We start from the raw sequence: 21458 nt of genomic DNA on the forward strand, positions 1-21458 counted from the left end.
TTACTGCTAAAATAATATGCAGTTTCTATATAGTTTGAAATTTTAGATTATAAGGGGGAGAATTAAAAATGAACAAAAAACTTCTGAAAATCGTCAGTGTGGCTATGCTAACGACTGTTATTGTAAGTAGCCTTGCAGGGTGTGGCTCATCAAAAGAATCAGCAGATTCAACAAGTGATTCTTCAGTTGCCGTGGATGCACCTTATAAAAAGCAAGTGGAAATTAAAATTCCAATATATGACAGAGGCATCCAAGGTCAAGCACCTGTAGATAACAATCATTGGACTAAATACGTTAATGATACCTTTGGGAAGAAATATAACGTAAAAGTTACTTATGTTACAATCCCAAGGACTACGGATGTAGACAAGTTTAATATGCTTCTTGCATCTGGTGATGCCCCAGATATAATTTTTAGTTATGACTATACAACGGCGTCAAGTTTTTACACAAGGGGTGCTTTCCAAGAAGTAACGAAGGCTGAACTTGATAAATATGCACCAAATCTCGAAAAAACACTTGGAGCAGATGTTTTGAAATATGGAGTGTTTGATGGTAAGCAAATGTTAATACCAGCTAAAAGACCACTTGTAGGTGGTATATCTAGTGTTATAAGACAAGATTGGCTAGATAAATTGGGGATGAAAGTTCCTACAAATAGAGATGAGTACTATGCAGTTCTTAAAGCATTTAAAGAAAAAGATCCCGGTAAAGTAGGAGCTAATAATGTTATACCACAGGGATTGTGGAGTATGTCTGCTGCTGGTTCTGGGAATATAAATTATGCATTTAGACCAGCTAATGTTTCGGCTGAAGAATTTGCAATGTATTCTGATGTAGTAATTCCATCGTTATCATGGAAGCCAACAGAGGATACATTAAAATGGGACAATAAACTTTTTAATGAAGGGCTTATAAGTCCTGAGTTTGTACTAGATAAGGATGGTACAAAATTGCAAGCAGATATAAGTAATGGTAAGGTTGGAGTATTTCTTATGCCTTTAAAAACTCCTCCAGTTTTACAAACACTTGTAAAAAATGTACCTACAGCAAAATTTACGGTACTTCCTGCAGGTGCACTTTTACCAGCTGGTCAAGCACCACAAGCTTTCGCATACGCACCATATGGTATGCTTAGTGGCATAAATAAAAAGTGTAAGCATCCTGATGCAGTCCTAAAATATATGGATTGGATGAGCAAAAGCGAAAATTTATTTGTACTTCAAAATGGTGTGGCAGGTAAAAACTATAATTTAAAGGATGGACTTCCAGTGGAAGTAGCTAATTATACTGGAGAGGATAAACTTAATTTTAGCTCTAACAAGGATATGTGGGGTATTGTTACTGAACAAAAAGAATTTGGGAGTTTAGATAAAAATTTAAAGATGGATGCAATTGCTAAAGGAGCACCTGGCTTTGAAAAAGTGTATATTGATGGTTACAAAGAAACGTTAATAGGTGCAAAACCAAACTTTATGTTTAATAAACCTGTAACTTCTTTAACAAAAAACTCGAAAACACTTGGAAGTAAGTGGGAAGAAGCTTCTGCCAAAATAGTTATGGGTAAAGTAAGTGAATTCGATGCTTTATATGCAAAATATAGTAAAGATTATTTAACAAGTGGATACCAAGAAGTTATTAATGAAAGAAAATCAATATACGAAGGTATGAAAAAGTAAAATAATAAAAATATAGACCTGTGACAAAGTAATTTGTTACAGGGCTATATTTATAATAGAGTGTAATTTTAAAAATTCACAAGATATATATGAAGAAAGGAAGTAATTTTAGTGAAGAGATTAGAATATGATGAAGAAAAAATAAAAGAACTTATAGACAAGGTTGTAAAGAGAACCATGAGAATAGACTTTACTTGGGATTGGCCTTGTGGAGTTGCCTTTTATGGTATATGCAAGGCTTGGGAGGTCACTAAAAATCAAGAATATATCGATTATCTTGTCAAATGGGTAGATGAATATATTGAAATAGGACTGCCTGAATTTACTGTTAATGTAGTTGCTATGGGACACACTCTAATAACTTTGTTTGAGGCTACAGGGGATCAGAAATATATGGATTTGGCTATAGAAAAGGCTGAATATTTAAGAAAGGATGCAACTAGGTTTGGGGAAGGGGTTTTTCAACATACAGTTTCGCCAGGCAATGATTTTCCAAAGCAAGCCTGGGCAGATACTTTGTTTATGGCAGCTTATTTTCTTCTTAGAATGGGTAAAAAATTAGATAATAAAGAATATGTGGAAGACGCCTTAAATCAATACTATTGGCATGAAGAATTTTTACAAGATAATAAAAATGATCTATTTTTTCATGGATGGGATAATATTAACCAAAACCATATGTCAGGCATTCATTGGGCGCGTGCAAATGCTTGGGCAGCCTATACTATGGCAGAAGCAACCACCCTTATAAATTATTTGTATCCAGCTTTTATGGGCATAAGTGGTTCGTTAAGAGATCAACTAAGTGCTTTAGTTAGGTTGCAGTCAGAAGAAGGTTTATGGCACACCATATTAGATGATGAAAGTTCCTATTTAGAAACTTCAGCTTCTGCTGGAATTGCTGCAAGTCTTGTAATTGTGAGACATCCTCTTCAAAGAAAGTATGTTCAAAAGGCGTTAGAGGGAATAATGAATAATATTTCAGAAGATGGATCAGTTATGAGTGTTTCTGCAGGTACTGCAGTAATGATAGATACGCAGGGTTATAAGAAAGTTCCTAAAAAGAGGGTTCAAGGCTGGGGACAGGGGTTAACTTTGGCTTTTCTTGCAGCAATCTTGAAGTATGAACAATAATTTAAAGGGTGGGATAGTATGAGTGAAAAAATATTAAATAACGGTGGATTTACATTGCCAGGAGAAGCTGGTTTTGAAGATTTAACTTTAAAATTGGCAGAAAAATGGGGAGCCGATGTAATTAGAGATAGTGATGGAACTCAATTATCAGATAAAATAATAACTTCGGGTTATGATATTTATTCCACCATTTGTTTAGTTCGCGGTTCCAATGAGTGGGCTAAATTAAATATGGATAAACTTCAACAATGTTATCTAAGGAGTTATCCACTAATTGCTAAGGGTGATACGGTTAAGATAGATATTTTAAAAGGTTTTTTTAAAAAACAATTTTTGATAAATATTAAAGATAACCCAAAAGAGTTTTGGCAAGTCTTTGATAGAACTACTGGATTGGAAATAGAAATTTCTAATTGGGAGTTAGACATAAACACGGGAACAGTTATGGTGAAAAACACAAAAAAATGGCACAAATACACGGTTAATTTTCTTGTGTATAGAATTTGGGAAGAAATATCCGCATACAACCATATAACAAATAATTGGGGGAATAGGGAGCATGAATTACCTATAGAGCCTATGTACAAAGAGACTCAAGAGCATATTCTTAAATATTTAGATCAATGGCTTATAGATCACCAGCATACAAAAGTAGTACGATTCACATCTATGTTTTATAATTTTTGGTGGCTATGGGGCAGTGATCCTAATTTGAAGTTTATCGTAAATGATTGGGGCGCCTATGATTTCACAGTAAATCCTTTATCTATGAAACTCTTTGAAAAAGAAAAAGGTTATAAAATGACTTCAGAGGATTTTGTAAATAAAGGTTTATACAATAACTCATATTTACCACCTTCTGAAAAATATAGAGATTGGATGGATTTTATAAATAAATTTGTAATTGAGTTTGGTAAAAAGTGTATTGATTTAGTTCATAAACATGGAAAAAAAGCCTATGTATTTTATAATGACCATTGGATAGGAATGGAACCTACCTTAGATAGTTTTAAAGAGTTTGGCTTTGATGGGATAATTGATGGCGTGTTTAGTGGATTTGAAACAAGAAAAGTTTCAGGAACTAAAGGTGTTGCAATAAGAGAATTAAGACTTCATCCCTATTTCTTTCCAACAGGAGTAAATGGAGTTGGAACTTTTATAGAAGGAGGAGACCCATCGCTGGAATGTAAAACTTATTGGTTAGATATAAGGAGAGCTCTGCTTCGTGATTGCGTAGATAGAATTGGTTTTGGTGGATACCTGCATTTAGTTGAGGATCATCCTGCATTTGTTGATTATGTTCAAGAATTAGCAGAAGAGTTTAGGACAATTAGGGAATTGCATAAAGAGGGCAAACCTTATTCTTCTAAATTTAAGGTAGCTATTTTATCTGCTTGGGGAAATATGCGGGCGTGGGGTTGTCGTGGTCACTTTAATCATGGAAATTATTATAATGAAATTATGGAATCTATCTCAGGATTGCCTGTAGAAGTAGAGTTTATTAGCTTTAAAGATATTATTGATAAAGGTATTTCTGGTGATATTAAAGTAATAATTAATGCTGGACAACTTGATGATGCTTGGAGTGGGGGTTGGCACTGGAGTAATGAGAAAGTTATTGAAATCCTTACGGAGTGGGTTTCAAAGGGAGGTGGCCTTATTGGAGTTGGAGAACCTTCTGCGGTAAAATATAGTGGTCAATACTTTCAGATGTGCCATGTATTTGGGGTGGAGAGAGAAGTCGGTTTAACGGTATGTTTTGATAAATATGCATATAAAAAGGCTGAAGAAACCCACTTTATCCTTAAGGATATTCAAGGCGAATTGGATTTTGGAAAAGAAATTGATAATATATATGTAATAGACAAAAATATACAGGTTATTGCAGATAAAAATCAATCAATTCAAATAGCTACAAATACTTTTGGAAAAGGTAGGAGTGTATATTTCTCAGGGCATAAGTATAACCCTGAAAATATAAGAATATTATTAAGAGCAATATACTGGGCAGCTGATGAAGAGGGAGAATTTGGTTTGTGGACTTGTAGCAACGTAAATACAGAATGTGCTTACTACCCTAAAAGCAATAAATTGGCAGTTATTAATATTACTAGTCAAGCTGAAGAAACCACAGTATATGATTGTAAGAAAAATGAAATTCCGGTTTCTTTAAAACCGTATGGAATAAAAATAATAGATCTAGGATAACAACTAGGCGTCTTTAAACAGACGCCTAAATGTTTAAAAGAGGAGTGAAAACCGTGTTTTTTAAAAAGTTTATATTCGGCGCAACTGCAGAAGTTGAAGGCTTTATAAATATATTGAAGGATACCTTATATGCTGAGGAAACTGGTTATGGGTTTGTTACTGAAAAGCTAAAAGAAAAAAATGAATTGCTTCAAATTCCTGAAATCGGAAGTGCTTTTGACATTGATCCAGAGTTAACTAGGCAAAAGATTACTAATATTATTATGGAGCAAAAGGGAACACTAAATAGCTTAGTTAGCGGCTTTTGTTCTAGCGATAAGCCGGATGTACCACTATGCTTTAAAGTGAAAGTTCCTCATAGTGGAAATTATAATATAAAATTAGTTATGGGAAATAATAATTCAGATATGATTATATCCGTCTTTTCTCAAAGAAGAAGATGTGTTCTTAAAAATGTAATGGTTAAAGCTGGAGAACTTCTAGAACATAATTTTACGGCTAATGTTTGTGACATAATACCAAGAGGAAAAACTGAAATATATAGGGATGATAGTATTGATATCACTATAATTGGCCAAAATGCATGCATGAATTTAGTAACTCTTGAGGAAGCTCTTGAGATACCAACAATCTATGTTGCAGGAGATTCCACTTTAACGGATCAAGGGACAATTTATCCCTATAATCCTTTGACTAGTTATTGTGGGTGGGCCCAAATTTTACCCCTTTTTTTGAGTCAAGGTATTGCTGTATCAAATCATTCTCATTCAGGGCTTACTACAGAAAGTTTTAGGCGGGAAGGCCACTTAAGTATTGTAGAGAATAATATAAAACCAAAGGATTTATTTATTATGCAATTTGGCCATAATGATCAAAAGGACAAAACCTTGGATGCTTTTGGTGGATATGCTAATAATTTAAGGAGATATATAGATGAGGTAAGAGAAAAAGGTGCTTATCCTGTTATTGTAACTCCAGTTAGTAGAACTATTTGGAATGGTTTAGATGGTGCATTTAATGATATGTTTAAAGATTATGCTAATGCCTGCATTTTAGTTGCAAAGGAAAAAGGAGTGCCATTAATAGACTTACATGAAAGAAGCGTTGCGTTTATTTTAAAGCATGGCCAAAAAAACTCTTCTAAATACTTTGTTCCTAAGGATTATACACATAACAATGATTTTGGAGCTTTTGAAATGGCTAGATTAGTAGTTGAAGAGATTAAAAAAGTTAATATAGAATCTTTAGTTAAATATTTAATTGATATACCAGAAGATAAAATACAAATAGAACAATTGAAAAGTTGGGTAGAGCCTAGTGATGAAGAGATTAAAGCTGATATTAAGCAGTGGACAAAGGCAAATAGTTGGGCAGAGGAAATTGATGTTAACAACTATATTGATATATTTAGAGCTAATAAAAATGTTTCTAAGGTTGAATTTTTAGATAGGATACTTAAAGATTTAAAATATCCACCTACCAATGTTTATAATGATATATTTGAAGATGTATTTGGAGATGAGTGGTACGCAGGAATAGTTCAAGCTGCTTATAATTATGGCCTAATTTCTAATGAAAACAAAAACTTAGGTCCTAAAGAACAAATTTCTATTGAAGAAGTTAAGGTTATAGCCAAAAGAGCATATAAACTAAAAATTAGAAGTTGTGTATAATAAAATATAGAGATAAGCTAACTCTTATTGGTATTTATTAGATAACATAAAATATAAAAAGAAAAGGATATATCTCATTTAATTTGATATATCCTTTTCTTTTTTGTTTTTTATATACTTCAAGCTAAGAAACAAAACTTATTTATATTATTTTACGAAAGCGATAGAAGTTAGATTTAGTAATAATATGAATAATGAAGACCTTATCATAATAAATTGCATAAAACACCATGAAACAGCAAGAAAATTTAAATAAATGAATAAATAACTATTGCATCTTGCAATATTTTTTAGTATTATAAATGTTGTGGATTATATTTATGTAAAGCAAAAATAAAGGGGGAAAAAAATGAAGAAAATGATATTAAAAGTATTGATTATAGCGACAGTTACAATGGGGCTCGCTGGGTGCGGTAATGCTATTACATCTCAAACTAAGGATTCGAATAAAAAGTTTACTAAAACATATGTTATTTCAACTGATGCAACATATGCTCCTTTCGAGTATGAAAAGGATGGTAAATACATCGGGATAGATATTGATTTATTAGCTTCCATTGCAAAATTAGAAGGGTTTAAATATGAATTAAAGGCTATGGATTTTAAAGGGATAATTCCAGCTCTCCAAGCAAATCAGGTTGATGGTGCAATCGCAGGCATGGGAATTACTGATGTGCGAAAAAAAGTTTTAGATATGTCAGAGGGCTACTTTGAATCGGGACTTTCAGCAGTTGGGAAAAAGGGTAATGATAAACTAAAATCAGAAGCGGATTTCAAAGGTAAGATTTTTGCTGTTAAAAAAGGAACACTTGGAGCAACATATGCTGAAGATAATAAAGATAAATTAGGAGCAACAGTTAAGTATTTTAATGATACAGCTTCTATGATGCAGGAAGTTAAGAATGGTAATGCAGATGTTACTTTTGAAGATTACCCTGTAATCGCATATATGATTTCAGTTGATCCAAATTCAGGTTTAAAAATTATTGGTAATAAGCTAACAACACAAAATTATGGCTTCGCAGTTAAAAAAGGAAGCAATACAGAATTAGTAACTGCTTTTAATGATGGATTAAAAAAATTAAAAGCTAGTGGCGAATATGACAAAATAGTACAAAAATACATTAAAAAATAAAATGAATTTGTAAACTTCAAAGGGACTACAAATCTCTTTTTGAAGTATTATAACAATGTATGCTGTTTCAATACCATAAAGGAGGTAAAACAAATGGACATATTAACATTATTTAAACAAAGTCTACCTGCACTTTTATCGGGATTTTATGTGACATTGCAAATAACAATAATATCATTAGTAATAGCAACTATTCTTGGCTTAAGTTTTGGAATGCTCGCAATAAGCAGAAACAAAATACTAAAATTCGTGGCTACTGCCTATGTTGATATATTCAGAGGAACGCCACTTATTGTACAGGCCTTCTTTATTTATTTTGGTCTTCCAGCTGGTCTTGATATAAAGATACCAGCCTTTGTTGCAGGAGTACTTTGTATCAGTTTAAATGCTGGTGCCTATATGGTAGAAATTTTTAGAGCGGGAATTATGGCTGTAGATAAAGGGCAAATGGAGGCAGCTAGAAGTTTAGGATTACCTTATGGGAAAACTATGAAACTAGTTATATTGCCACAGGCTATAAGGAATATGATCCCAGCAATTATTAATCAGTTTATTATTTCTTTAAAGGATACTTCTCTTTTATCTGTAATTGGAATTAGAGAACTTACCCAGAGCGGTGAAATAATTATCGCAGCTAATTTTCGCTCTCTTGAAACGTGGAGTTTCGTTGCAATATTTTACTTTGTTGTAATTATGGCACTAACCTATGCAGCTAGGTCTGTGGAAAGGAGACTTAAAATATGATTCAAGTTAAAGGATTAAAAAAAGTATTTAAAGATTTAGAGGTTTTAAAAGGTATAGATTTTAATATAAGAAAAGGCGAAGTTGTTTGCTTAATAGGACCTTCAGGGTCTGGTAAAAGTACGGTGCTTAGATGTCTTAATAGACTTGAAGAAATAGATGGAGGAACCGTTTTAGTTGATGGCGAAGATGTTGCTCATAATAAATTGGATGTAAATATTCTTAGACAAAAATTAGGAATGGTATTTCAATCTTTCAATTTATTTCCTAACCTTACAGTGATTCAAAATATTACTTTAGCACCAATTAATTTAAAAAAATTATCTAAGGGCGAAGCAATAAAAAGGGCTCTTGAGCTCCTAGAAAAAGTAGGTTTAAGTGAAAAAGCTGATGTTTATCCAGATAAACTATCAGGGGGACAAAAGCAAAGAGTAGCTATAGCTCGCGCACTAGCTATGGGGCCGGAAATAATGTTATTTGATGAGCCTACATCTGCTCTGGATCCTGAGATGGTTGGAGAAGTGCTTCAGGTTATGAAGGAACTAGCAATTGAAGGCATGACTATGATTGTAGTAACTCATGAAATGGGATTTGCAAGAGAGGTAGCTAATAGAGTATTGTTCATGTCTGATGGATATTTAGTTGAAGAAGGAAAGCCAGAAGATATTTTCGACAATCCTAAAAATTTAAGAACTAAAGAGTTTTTAAGTAAGGTACTATAATATTAAAAGTTAGCATATGAGGTCGTTTGTAGAAGCAGGTTTAGTAAGGAGCTACTGAAGTATATTTTTATATATTTCAGTAGCTGTTTTGTTGTTAAGGTTAGGTCTCTTAGAAAATATTTCCTGCTTCGTTGGTATATTTTTATAGGGTCAGAACATTTTACTAATAAAAAAGTGGGTAACCCAAAGGGCTACCCATTCATGTCTAGTAGTTTATTTACTATTCTTAATGAAATCATTTGTTTGTTTTTGAACTTCAGCTAATACTTTATATAATCCTGCTTTTTTTAGCTCTTTCTTATAAGTATCAATTCCTGTAGTTGGATCAACCTTCCCAAGATCTAAGGGAACTCCGAACTGAGTAATTACTTTACCTACTGCAGCCACTTCATTCTTAACCTTAGAATCATCAAAGTTAAATGTTTCAAGAGGATTGTGAACTATATCACTGCTTGACCATTTATCACTAAATGATTTTACCGCTTTAGGCTGATAAATATCCATCCTGTTAATATTTGTATGCCATCCCCAAGGACATACATTGCCTGCTGGGAAATTAGAAGTAGCATCCAAAACTGTATACATGCTGTCGCCTACTGGTTCCCAGTGTGTTCCTTTAATTCCATAGGAAGTTAAATCATATATTTCTCGGTCATATCTTAATAAATCTATTGCCATCATGGCTCTTTCAGGATTCTTTGACTTAGCATTTATAGCCATACCATTGTTAGTGTAAGTATTAATTAATTTCTTTGAGCCTTGAAATACGTCCACAACTTCAGCTTTCCAAGCAGGATGAATTCTATTTACTTCTTGAACACTCTTAGCAACTGTATTAAGATTCCATACCATTGAGGCTGCTGTTCCTGCTTTAAATGCTTCGTCTCTTGTTCCGTTATTTGATCCATTTGTTTTTGACCAATAACTATTATTAGCATATTCCCTCATCTTTACAACATAGTCTTTGTACTCTGGGGTATCAACAAAAGCAAATACCTTTCCTGATTTATCTTTTATATTATAACCTATTGTGGGAAGCGGAGTTCCAGATACATATGAAATTTCCTTTCCATCCATCAAATATGGACTTTGAAGATCTTGTCCTCCTGCCGCATTAGCTAAAGGAACAATGGCTTTTTCATTTTTTGCTATTGCATCATAGTATTTTTTTAGCCCATCAATTGATTTGATTTCAGGTATTTTGTATTTTTCTCTTAAATCTCCTCTTATAGCAAATAGTGAATAATTATATTCATTTTGATCATTTGGTACCATATATACTTTTCCATTAACCTTGGCCTGGTCCCAAGCTGTCTTAGGTTCATTTTTCCATGTCTGTGGGGCATATTTTTGTATAAAGTCATTGCTTAGTTCGTAAAAACCTTTGTTTGTTGCTATCTGATTATAAAAACACCAGCCTGTGGCGGTAAATGCTAAATCAAAGTTATCGCCGGATGAAAATAAAAGTGGATACTTAGTATCCTTATCAGCCCATGATATAAACTGTACGTTTAGTGTTGCATTAATCTTTTTACTCATAATCTTGTTAACCTCTGCATAAACTTTATCAAAATCCTTAGGTTTATCACCTAGAATGTACATTTTTAATTCTACCTTGTCTAGCTTACTTACATCATTTGTATTTGCCACTTGTGTATTACTCTTACTGCAACCAGTAAATATTAATGTAAAAGACATTAATAGAGCTAATACTAAAATAGGTTTCTTTGAAGATTTTCTCATATGTTACCCACCTTTTATAGTTTGAATTTTGAAACTATTTCATTAAGCTCTTGGGTCATTTCTGACTGTGTAATAGATGCTTTAGCTATATGTTCCATAGCCGCTGTTGATTGCTGCATACTATTTTGCATGTCATTATATCTATCTGAAGAAGACTTAGTCATTTGAGACATGTTTTTTATTTCGTTATTAACTTCGTTCATTGTTAATGAAATTTCCCCTGTCATTGATGACAATTCTTCAGCAAAAGTATTAATAAAATCAGCATCCTTAGAATAATCTTTAGCCATAGTTGTAAATTTATTGAATTGAGAATTTACGTCGTTATCTATAAAGCTTAATAACTTTCTACTCTGATGTGAGAGATTTTTGAATGCTAGTTGAACTTTTTCAATTGTCTCTTTAACATTTTTAACTTCATTATTAGATAATACGGCAAGTTTTCGTACTTCATCTGCAACTACTGCAAATCCTAGCCCATGTTCACCGGCTCTTGCAGCTTCTATAGCTGCATTTAGTGCAAGAAGGTTAGTCTGCTCTGCTATACCTGCGATGGTGTCAGCCATGGTCTTTATGCTATCTACAACATTACCTTCTTCAATTGCCTTAACAATACTCTCTTCTGTTTTTAGATGTACTCTTTTAACCTCTTGTATAGCATTAGAACTACTTTCTTGTATTATAGTTGCTCTGTTCTTAATTTCACTAGCATTATTGCTTGCGTTTAAAGCTTTGCTTGATAAAATACTTATCCTTGAGTCTGCTTTTTGGATTGAAGTAGATATTTCCTCGCAAGTGACACTGGTATTATTAATACCTTCATTTATGTATGTGGTTTCATTACTGATACTATCAATCTGGGAGGTTATCTCCTCTACAGTAGCTGCGAGTTCTTCGCTGGAAGAACTAATCTCTTCTATGTTTGTGATTAGCAATTTAATTAAGTTTCTAGTATTATTTTGAGAAACATTAAGAGCTGTAATTGTTTGTCCAAATTCATCTTGTCTTTTCACATCTATTGATGATGAAAAATCATAATTAGCAATTTTTTTAGAATAATTGTTTATAATAGTCAGCATACCAACTGAATCCCTTTTAATTAAATAACCGATAATTAAGGATACAATAAAGCATATTATCGCAATTAAACTAAATTGAATAATAATACTATTAAGCTGTTTTTGATTTGAAATCTTAGTGTTATTAGCATACATATCCATTATATCTGCAACTTTTTTTAAATTTTCTCTACAGGACGAGAAATTTGTATCAAAGCTCTTGGGATCGTATACTGTTTTATCTACATAATCAATAGAGTATAGCCATGCTTCAAATTCCTTATCAAAGTTATCTAATAATTGAAATGCAGTTTTGTTTTCAGCTTTATCCTTCAATCCATTAAAAACACTTTTATCTAAATTCATGATATCTCTAGCTTGTTTTTCATTAACTTTTATTTGTTGAACATTTTTAACAAAATCACTCATGTTCGTTTTCAAGGCTTCTGCATCATCCTTGTTTATGGTATTTAGTCTCATTTTATTTATGGACACTAAGGATTGGAACATACCTCTATCGGCACTTAAAATCATAGAATTAGTTTTATAAACTTTATTATAATAGCTGTCTGTTAAATTTTTAGATGTATTTTGGATATATGTAATACCTAGGATTGAAATAATTATGAGTGATACTAGGGGCATTAACAACATTCCGTTAAGTTTTATACCTATTTTTAGGTTCTTTAATTTGTTTTTCATCAGCAATTCACCTCATATGTTAAGATAGTTTTTGTAAATGATTATTTGAAATTCTCAGATGATTTGAAATATTTGGTTATAAACTCCAAATCAACCAATGTAAATAGCCGTGTTAAATCTTTAACTATCCTCCCCTCAATTCTAAATTTTTAATTAATTGTTCAATGTTTAATGAATTATTGAATATTATTGAACTTTTCAAGAAAATAACTTTAAAAACCGTTACATTTTATAACAATACTCCTTTTTTTTATAATGTTCAACACATTTCAACTATTTTTAATATATTTTCCATATCGAGTGGATTATATATTGCTTTATAGAGTGCTGGATTAGAAAAGGGATTCCTAAATATAGGGATCCCTTAAAACAGATCTAGATTAAAAGTTGTGTATTATAAAATATATATATGGTAAGGATGATAAATCATTGGGATAATATGAGTGGAGATATAGAAAGAGGTTATGCAGGGAAGTCTATATTTTTAAGGACAACCATATTATGAAAAATAAATCTAGAATTAGGGAGTATGCAAGACTTATGGCTTCTGTTACAATAAATGGTATTATTATATATAATGTTAATGTGCATAAGCAGGAGACAAAACTTATTACGGATGAATTATTACCAGAAGTTAAAAAAATAGCAGATATATTTAGAGCGTATGGAATAAAGCTTTATCTAAGTGTGAATTTTGCTTCGACTATTGAAATTGGAGGACTTTTAACTGCAGATCCTCTTAATATATGTTGGCAGAAGCATTAAGACCTTTTGGAGGAATAGTTATATGGAGATGTTTTGTTTACAACTGTCAACTTGATTGGAGAGACAGAAGCAAGGACAGAGCTAAAGCGGCATTTGATAATTTTAAACCACTAGATGGGGAATTTGATGAAAATGTAGTGCTTCAAGTTAAAAATGGACTTATGGATTTTCAAATAAAGGAACCTATTTCACACTTGCCCACTAGGTGTAGGCTGGATGATTAATCCAAATCACCACTATGGTCCAAGTGTTGAAGGTTATGAATATTCACCTTGGGGGAGATAGAACTCTTGCTACTGGAACAGGGTATATAGGTGAATACGAACCCCTAGTAGCGGCTAAATTTGAAAATATAGCAACATGCCCGGAGGAACTTCTTTTATTTTTCCATAATGTTTTATATTCATATAAGCTTAAAACAGAAAAAACTGTTATTCAGCATATATATGATACTCATTTTGAAAGGGTAGAGAAAGTTGATGAAAGTATAAATAAGTGGGAAACACTCCAAAACAAAATAGATAGTAAAATATTTGATTTAGTAATGGAAAAGTTTCAAATCCAAAAAGAGAGAGGATGGTTTATATGAAAGTTATATCCAAATATAAAAATGAAAATCTAAGTTTCGAAGACCGTGCTAAGGACCTTGTATCAAAAATGACGCTGTTTGAAAAGGTAAGCCAAATGACTTATAATTCAGCTGCAATAGATAGACTTTCTGTACCTTCATATAATTGGTGGAATGAAGCACTACATGGCGTTGCTAGAGCGGGGGTTGCTACAATGTTTCCACAGGCTATTGGCATGGCAGCTACTTTTGATGAAGAGTTAATATATCAGGTTGCCGGCGTTATATCAACTGAAGGAAGGGCTAAATACAACGAATCGCAAAGAAAAAAGGATCATGATATTTACAAAGGGTTAACTTTCTGGGCTCCAAATATTAACATTTTTAGAGATCCTAGATGGGGACGTGGGCATGAGACATATGGTGAAGATCCTTACTTAACAGGTAGATTAGGTGTAGCATTTATAAAAGGTTTGCAAGGAAATGATAAAAGATATATGAAGTCAGCTGCTTGTGCAAAACATTTCGCAGTGCATAGTGGTCCGGAGGCGAAAAGGCATAGTTTTAATGCAGTAGTGTCTAAAAAAGATCTTAGGGAAACATATCTCCCCTCTTTTAAGGAAGCTGTAAAAGAGGCCAATGTTGAGGCTGTTATGGGTGCATATAATAGGACTAATGGAGAAGCATGCTGTGGAAGCAAAACACTTTTAAATGATATTCTTAGGGATGAATGGGGATTTAAGGGACATATAACATCTGATTGTTGGGCAATAAAAGATTTCCATGAAGGTCATGGGATTACAAGTAATGCTGTAGAGTCAGTGGCTCTTGCAGTAAATAACGGTTGTGATTTAAATTGTGGAAATATGTATTTAAACCTTTACCTTGCTTATAAAGAAGGAATGGTAACGGAGGAAACTATTGATAAGTCAGTCATAAGACTAATGAACACAAGAATGAAACTTGGTATGTTCGATGATCCAACAAATGTTCCGTTTGCAAAGATTCCTTATGAGGAGAATGATAGTAAGGAGCATCTAGAACTAGCTCTAGATGTATCTCGTAAAACTATGGTTTTATTAAAAAACGAGGATAATATACTACCATTAGATAAAAATAAAATAAAATCTATAGCTGTAATTGGTCCAAATGCAAACAGTAGAGATGCGTTAATAGGCAACTATTATGGTACATCATCAAAATATGTCACAGTGCTTGAGGGTTTGCAACAAGTTGTAAATCAAGATACTAGAGTTTATTACGCGCAGGGCTGCCATCTCTTCAAAGATAAGGTTGAAAATCTTGCAATGCCTGAGGATAGAATAGCAGAAGCAGTTTCTGTGGCGCAGAGATCAGATGTAGTAGTTATGTGTTTAGGGCTTGATGCCAATATAGAAGGTGAAGAAGGCGATGATTCAAATGCTCAGGCAGGTGGAGACAAAATGGATTTGAACCTTCCAGGATTACAGCAAAAATTATTAGAAGAGGTATATAAAACAGGTAAACCTATTATTCTTGTACTTCTATCAGGGAGTGCTCTTGCAATTAATTGGGCGGACGAACACATACCTGCAATTGTTCAGGCTTGGTATCCAAGTGCACAGGGTGGTAAAGCTATAGCTTCATTAATTTTTGGAGAATATAGTCCATCAGGAAAATTACCTGTAACTTTTTACAAATCTACGCAGGAGCTTCCGGATTTTGAGGATTATGCTATGAAGAATAGAACTTACAGATACATGGAAAATGAAGCACTTTATCCCTTTGGATATGGTCTTAGTTATAGCAAGTTTGAATATAGTAATCTTAGGATTAGTAAGTCAGAAATTGAGGTTAATGAAACCGTTAATCTTAGTGTAACAGTGAAAAATATTGGGCAATATGAAGGGGATGAAACGGTACAGCTGTATCTTAAGGATGTAGATGCTACTGTAGTTGTACCAAAATATCAACTTAAGGGAATAAAGAATGTAAGTTTAAAGCCAAGTGAAGAAAAAGAAGTTAGTTTTGAGTTAACACCAAGGCAAATGGCACTTATAGACGATGAAGGTAAATGTATACTTGAACCTGGTTTATTTGAGGTATTCGTAGGTGGGAGCCAGCCAGATAAACGAAGTAAGGAACTCACTGGTGTTTGTATTCAAAAGAGTACCTTTAACGTTAAAGGGGAGAGTATAGTATTAGAGTATTAAATGGAGGTTGTGAACACCATGATTTAGGAGCCTTGGGATCTGCGTTTAATAAAGTTGCCATAAAAAGAAGGTTTGTGGATGCAATTTTGATTTTGGTTGGTTCCGTTTTGAGCGGTAAGAGGGATACTCAAAGTTCTCTCTTATTTTATGACAACTAAAACATATAATTAGGAAATTGTCTAAAGTAGTAAGTTTTGCTATGGATAATCAAACTTTGGGTAGCTTTACAGTGAATGTTGTACATTGATTGATTTTACTTTCTACTGCAATTTCTCCACAAGTAAGCTCTACAATTCGTTTAACGATTGAAAGGCCAAGCCCATTACCTGGTGATGTGTGAGATCTATCTCCTTGATAAAATTTATCGAAAATATGCTTCAAGGTATTATCATCCATGCCATTACCATCATTGCTTATTTTAAACGCAATATCATCAAGGGTTTCATGGCACTCGATTGTTATATTGCCGTTATCCTTGGAGTTTTTTATTGCGTTTTCAATGAGATTTATCCAAAGATGTGAGAGCATCTCGGTATTTCCATAAATCTTAATAACCTCTAAATTAAGGTTGATTTCTATATTCTTCCTGCTCCATTGATTTTCAAGAAGTATGATACAATTTCGAATTTGTTCATCCAGTTCATATTCTGTTTGATCCGTAATAATTCGTTGATTTTCAAATTTGGTAAGGATTAGAATATTTGCAGACATATTAGTTAGCCTTTCAGATTCATTTATAATAATATCAGTGTATTCCTTTCGCTTTACTGTTGAAAGATTATCATTTTGAAGTTGCTTTGCAAATCCACGAATTGAAACAATTGGTGTCTTAAATTCATGAGAAAAATTATTAATAAAGTCATTACGAAACATTTCTATACTGCCTAGCTCTTCTGTCATATGATTAAAATTTCTAAGTAAATCCGCTATTTCTGATCTAGAGCTGAGTTCTTGTACGCGAACGCTAAAATCTCCCGTAGATACTACTTTAGTTGCCTTAATCAGTTGATTAAGGGGTTTTAATATGTTTTCACTTGCTACAGCTGAAATTGAAGTTCCTATAACTATACTAACAAACAATGCAATTAATTGAGAAATAATTGGTGCAAGTACAGGAATTGCAAAAATACCAGCTGAATACAAAAAAAGAAAACATAACCATGTTAACAATCCGGCAGATATCATAATACAAAATACAAGAAACACCATTGTGATTTTTAGAGATTTTATTCTATTCATGTTTTTGTCACCGCCTTGTAACCAAGTCCGCGAACTGTAATAATTTCAAAATCAGAATTACCTTTAAATCGGTCACGCAAACGATTTATGTGAACATCTACCGTGCGTTCATCCGTACCGGAGTTCATATCCCATATTTCATCCATCAAACTTCGCCTGGTAAAAATTTTATTTTGATAGGCCAACAATTTGTATAATAGCATGAATTCTTTATTGGGTAATTCTGTAGTATTACCATTTTGAAAAACGGTAAGTGCATCATAATTCAAAATAGTTTTCCCAACCGTAAGTTTATGTTCATTTACGATTTTAGAGCGACGAAGTAGTGCTATAATTCGAAGAATCATTTCCTCCTCGTCAATGGGTTTAACCATATAATCATCTGTTCCTACTATAAAACCTTCCTTTTTATCAGCATGTGTTTCTTTTGCTGTTACCATTAATATTGGTAGAGTGTTGTTACAGCTGCGTAGAGTTTCCGTTAATTCATAACCATTCATACGTGGCATCATAATGTCGAGAACAATCAAATCAACATGATGATTATCCATTTTATCAAGGGCATCTACGCCGTCACTAGCAAGAATAACTTCATAACCACTTTGAAGCAATACCTCTTCCATTAATTTTCTTGTGTTTTTATCATCTTCTACAACTAAGATTTGAAACATTTGAAAGCCACCCTTCTTATCCTTATATTATGATAGTTTATCAATTTATTGTAAATAGTTTTTTTGATTTTAGTCTCAGTTTACATTCAGTTAATATTAGTAATATATAATTAAAGATATAATTATAGAAGAAAGGAGTCTATTGAATGCTGATTCTTAAAAACATTGTAAAAGAATACACAGCAGGAAATACAAGAATAAAAACCTTAAAAGGTATAAATATTGACTTCAGAGAGAATGAATTGGTATCTATATTGGGACCACCAAATTGTGGGAAAACAACTATGTTGAACATTCTTTGCGGGCTTGATATATATACAAGTGGTAATTTATCTGTAAATGGAAAATCCACAAAGGGATTTTCAAATAGAGATTGGGACGCCTTTCGCAATAATTCTATTGGTTTGATGCTTCAAAGATATAACTTGATTTCGCATGAGACTGCACTTGCAAATGTCGAGCTTACTATGAAACTTTCGGGTGAAGCGAAGTTTGAGCGCCGCGCAAGGGCAATTGCAGTTCTAAAAAAAGTTGGTATTTGTGATAAGTTTAATAAAAAGCCAAATCAAATGTCCTATGGTGAGATAAAGCGTGTTACAATTGCAAGAGCACTGGTAAACGATCCAGATGTTTTGATTGCAGATGAGCCAACGGAAACACTTGACTTAGAAACAAGTATAAAAATCATGGAGATTTTAAAAGAAATTTCAAAGGATAAACTGGTTATCATGGTTAACAATGACTTGGAGATTGCACAGAAGTATTCGACAAGAATTATAAAACTTTTTGACGGCAAGGTGATTTATGATTCTAATCCTTATCATGTGGTTGTAGAAAAGCCGACAAGGAATGAAAAAGGTAAAAAAACTTCTATGAGTTTATTAACCGCTTTGTCCCTAAGTCTTAACAGCTTGATGACCAAAAAAGGAAAGACTTTCATAACTTCATTTATTGCAAGCAGTGGTATTATAGGAATTGCACTTATTTTGTTGCTTTCGAGCGGTGCTACGACTTCTAGTATGAAAATTAGGTGTAAATTTATTGTATTTGCATTAATTTCACTTGTGGTATCTTTAATTAGTATTAGTACTAGCATATATATTTCTGTTTTGGAGAGGACTAAGGAGATCGGTGTATTACGTAGTATTGGTGTTTCGAGAAAAGATATTTTCCTTGTTTTTAATGCCGAAACACTTATTATTGGTTTGGTTTCCGATGTAATAGGTTTTTGCATTATATATGTTTTAGGGATTTTCAAATTGCCTGCGACTTCCTGGATGGTGATTGTTATAATCAGCATGGTAGTTCACCTTATGGCAGGTTTTATTCCTTCAATAATTGCAGCAAAGAAAGATTACTTTCTTGAGTTAAAAAATAGCTAATTAATATAAAAATTATCGGACTATACGTTATTTGAAAGAAAATATTTTATAATATAAAGGAGAGAACATTATGTCTAAAGTAATAGGTATTGATTTAGGTACAACAAATTCTTGTGTGGCTGTAATGGAAGGCGGGGAGGCTGTCATAATTCCTAATGCAGAGGGTGGCCGCACAACTCCATCCATAATTGCATTTTCTAAAACAGGCGAACGTTTAATAGGTGAGCCTGCAAAACATCAGATAGTTACTAATCATGAGCGTACAATAAGCTCAATAAAGCGTGAAATGGGTAGTGATTACAGGGCTAATATTGATGGTAAGAAGTATTCACCACAAGAACTTTCTGCAATGATACTTCAAAAACTTAAAACTGATGCAGAAAGCTATCTGGGTGAAACTGTAAGTGATGCTGTAATTACAGTACCTGCATATTTCACAGATGCACAAAGGCAAGCAACTAAAGATGCAGGTAAAATCGCTGGCTTAAATGTACAACGAATCATTAACGAGCCAACAGCAGCCGCAGTTGCTTATGGTGTAGATAAAGAAACACCTCAAAAAGTGATTGTGTACGATTTTGGAGGAGGCACATTTGATGTGTCTATTCTTGATATCAATAATGGAGTTATTGAAGTACTTGCTACTGCAGGAAATAATCGTTTAGGTGGTGATGATTTTGATAGCTGCGTGGTTGATTATCTTGCAGATGAATTTAAAAAGGAAAACCATTTTAATATTAAAAAAGACCCTACTGCTATGCAACGTGTAAAGGAAGCGGCAGAAATAGCAAAAGTTGAACTGAGCGGTATGACATCAACTGAGGTAAATCTTCCCTTTATTACTTCAAATAAGTCAGGTCCAGTACATATGAATATTACATTAACAAGGGCAAAATTTGATGAACTTACAATGAAACTTGTGGAGGCCACAATGGATCCGATGCACCAGGCAATGCGTGATTCTGGGCTCAGTATATCAGAAATCAGCAAGGTTTTACTCGTGGGAGGGTCTAGTCGTATTCCAGCAGTGCAAGCGAGCGTTAAAAAGTTTATAGGCAAAGAACCGTTTAAAGGTATTAATCCTGATGAATGTGTTGCTATGGGTGCTGCATTTCAAGGTGGGGTCCTTGTAGGTGTTGTAAAAGGCTTATTACTTTTGGATGTAACACCACTTTCTCTAGGTATCGAAACTATGGGAGGAGTTTTTTCGAGAATTATTGATCGTAACACAACTCTTCCAATAAAAAGGAGCCAAGTTTTCACTACGAGCGGTAATTTTCAAACTTCTGTTGAAATTCATGTTTTGCAGGGTGAACGTGAAATGGCATCTCATAATAAAACATTAGGTAAATTTAAACTAAAAGGTATTCGCCGTGCACTAAGAGGCGTTCCACAGATTGAGGTATCATTTAGTATTGATGCAAATGGTATTGTAAATGTATCTGCGAAAGATTTGGGAACTGGCAAAGAACAAAATATTAATATTACTGCTACTTCAAACCTTAGTCAGTCTGAAATTGATCAAGCTATTCTTGATGCAAAGCAGTTTTCTAGCGAGGATGCAAAAAATAAAGAAGAAGCCACAATAAAAGATCAGGCGGAACAGTTAATTTATAAGGCATCAGTAATTATGAAAAAGCTTGATAAAAATGATAGCTTAGTGATAAAAGAATCTGTTAAAAACACCAAGAAAGCATTGAAGAGCAAAGATAAAACTCAAATGGTTGAAGCCGTAAATGAGTTATCTAAAGTGTTAGAAGAAATGGATCAGAAAGGGCCACATGATGATATTTCAGATACCACAGGTAATAATGAAAAATAACAGTTGTAGGTGAAGTATATAAAT

14 protein-coding genes and 1 pseudogene are annotated in these 21458 nt (G+C 33.2%); 11 read left to right on the forward strand and 4 right to left on the reverse strand.

Annotated features, from left to right (window positions below):
* Positions 1–68 precede the first annotated feature (68 nt).
* The 7 genes from KPL44_RS10930 (at position 69) to KPL44_RS10960 (ending at position 9292) form a co-directional block, all read left to right on the forward strand.
* Positions 69–1679 (forward strand): extracellular solute-binding protein, encoded by a 1611-nt coding sequence (locus KPL44_RS10930; protein WP_216249822.1) that lies wholly within the window; start codon positions 69–71, stop codon positions 1677–1679.
* Between the two features lie 111 nt (positions 1680–1790).
* Positions 1791–2813 carry a glycoside hydrolase family 88/105 protein gene (locus KPL44_RS10935; protein ID WP_216249824.1) on the forward strand — a complete coding sequence of 341 codons (1023 nt, stop codon included), beginning with the start codon at positions 1791–1793 and terminating at the stop codon, positions 2811–2813.
* 18 nt (positions 2814–2831) lie between these two features.
* Entirely contained in the window at positions 2832–5021 is a 2190-nt protein-coding gene (gnpA, locus tag KPL44_RS10940) for a 1,3-beta-galactosyl-N-acetylhexosamine phosphorylase (RefSeq protein WP_216249827.1), read from the forward strand.
* A gap of 53 nt (positions 5022–5074) precedes the next feature.
* Entirely contained in the window at positions 5075–6694 is a 1620-nt protein-coding gene (locus tag KPL44_RS10945; protein WP_216249830.1) for a GDSL-type esterase/lipase family protein, read from the forward strand.
* A 349-nt stretch (positions 6695–7043) separates the two neighbouring features.
* A complete protein-coding gene (locus tag KPL44_RS10950; protein WP_216249832.1) occupies positions 7044–7829 on the forward strand; it encodes a transporter substrate-binding domain-containing protein in 786 nt (261 codons plus the stop codon).
* 93 nt (positions 7830–7922) lie between these two features.
* A complete protein-coding gene (locus KPL44_RS10955; protein ID WP_216249835.1) occupies positions 7923–8573 on the forward strand; it encodes an amino acid ABC transporter permease in 651 nt (216 codons plus the stop codon).
* Positions 8570–9292 (forward strand): amino acid ABC transporter ATP-binding protein, encoded by a 723-nt coding sequence (locus KPL44_RS10960; protein ID WP_216249839.1) that lies wholly within the window; start codon positions 8570–8572, stop codon positions 9290–9292. The genes KPL44_RS10955 and KPL44_RS10960 overlap by 4 nt, the downstream gene beginning before the upstream one ends.
* A 213-nt stretch (positions 9293–9505) precedes the next feature.
* On the opposite strand, the gene KPL44_RS10965 is transcribed toward KPL44_RS10960, so the two are convergent.
* On the reverse strand, positions 9506–11035 hold the full coding sequence (locus KPL44_RS10965; protein WP_216249842.1) for a DUF3502 domain-containing protein: 1530 nt from the start codon (positions 11033–11035) through the stop codon (positions 9506–9508).
* Between the two features lie 14 nt (positions 11036–11049).
* Entirely contained in the window at positions 11050–12795 is a 1746-nt protein-coding gene (locus KPL44_RS10970) for a methyl-accepting chemotaxis protein (RefSeq protein WP_216249845.1), read from the reverse strand.
* Between the two features lie 409 nt (positions 12796–13204).
* Between KPL44_RS10970 and KPL44_RS26200 the strand changes: the two are divergent.
* A pseudogene (locus KPL44_RS26200) lies at positions 13205–14140 on the forward strand (hypothetical protein); the annotation flags it as partial.
* A 5-nt stretch (positions 14141–14145) separates the two neighbouring features.
* Positions 14146–16320, forward strand: a complete 2175-nt coding sequence (locus KPL44_RS10980) for a glycoside hydrolase family 3 C-terminal domain-containing protein (protein ID WP_216249848.1) — start codon at positions 14146–14148, stop codon at positions 16318–16320.
* Positions 16321–16527: 207 nt separating this feature from the next.
* Here the strand turns inward: KPL44_RS10980 and KPL44_RS10985 are convergent, their stop codons facing one another.
* Entirely contained in the window at positions 16528–17559 is a 1032-nt protein-coding gene (locus tag KPL44_RS10985) for a sensor histidine kinase (protein ID WP_216249851.1), read from the reverse strand.
* Positions 17556–18230, reverse strand: coding sequence for a response regulator transcription factor (locus KPL44_RS10990; protein ID WP_216249854.1), 675 nt, complete (start codon positions 18228–18230; stop codon positions 17556–17558). The genes KPL44_RS10985 and KPL44_RS10990 overlap by 4 nt, the downstream gene beginning before the upstream one ends.
* A gap of 146 nt (positions 18231–18376) precedes the next feature.
* Here KPL44_RS10990 and KPL44_RS10995 point away from each other — a divergent pair, with 146 nt between their 5' ends.
* The gene (locus tag KPL44_RS10995; protein ID WP_216249856.1) at positions 18377–19612 is read left to right on the forward strand and encodes an ATP-binding cassette domain-containing protein; all 1236 of its coding nucleotides are present in this window, start codon (positions 18377–18379) and stop codon (positions 19610–19612) included.
* A gap of 70 nt (positions 19613–19682) precedes the next feature.
* A complete protein-coding gene (gene dnaK, locus KPL44_RS11000) occupies positions 19683–21434 on the forward strand; it encodes a molecular chaperone DnaK (RefSeq protein WP_216249857.1) in 1752 nt (583 codons plus the stop codon).
* Positions 21435–21458 lie beyond the last annotated feature (24 nt).

It is taken from the genome of Clostridium sp. DSM 17811 (assembly GCF_018861905.1).
GTDB lineage: Bacteria > Bacillota > Clostridia > Clostridiales > Clostridiaceae > Clostridium_AD > Clostridium_AD frigoriphilum.

Coding starts and splice junctions, on each gene's coding strand:
- KPL44_RS10985 (WP_216249851.1), bottom strand. CDS start 17,559: ATGAATAGAATAAAATCTCTAAAAATCACAATGGTGTTTCTTGTATTT.
- KPL44_RS10965 (WP_216249842.1), bottom strand. CDS start 11,035: ATGAGAAAATCTTCAAAGAAACCTATTTTAGTATTAGCTCTATTAATG.
- KPL44_RS10970 (WP_216249845.1), bottom strand. CDS start 12,795: ATGAAAAACAAATTAAAGAACCTAAAAATAGGTATAAAACTTAACGGA.
- KPL44_RS10930 (WP_216249822.1), top strand. CDS start 69: ATGAACAAAAAACTTCTGAAAATCGTCAGTGTGGCTATGCTAACGACT.
- KPL44_RS10995 (WP_216249856.1), top strand. CDS start 18,377: ATGCTGATTCTTAAAAACATTGTAAAAGAATACACAGCAGGAAATACA.
- KPL44_RS10960 (WP_216249839.1), top strand. CDS start 8,570: ATGATTCAAGTTAAAGGATTAAAAAAAGTATTTAAAGATTTAGAGGTT.
- KPL44_RS10980 (WP_216249848.1), top strand. CDS start 14,146: ATGAAAGTTATATCCAAATATAAAAATGAAAATCTAAGTTTCGAAGAC.
- gnpA (WP_216249827.1), top strand. CDS start 2,832: ATGAGTGAAAAAATATTAAATAACGGTGGATTTACATTGCCAGGAGAA.
- KPL44_RS10955 (WP_216249835.1), top strand. CDS start 7,923: ATGGACATATTAACATTATTTAAACAAAGTCTACCTGCACTTTTATCG.
- KPL44_RS10990 (WP_216249854.1), bottom strand. CDS start 18,230: ATGTTTCAAATCTTAGTTGTAGAAGATGATAAAAACACAAGAAAATTA.
- dnaK (WP_216249857.1), top strand. CDS start 19,683: ATGTCTAAAGTAATAGGTATTGATTTAGGTACAACAAATTCTTGTGTG.
- KPL44_RS10950 (WP_216249832.1), top strand. CDS start 7,044: ATGAAGAAAATGATATTAAAAGTATTGATTATAGCGACAGTTACAATG.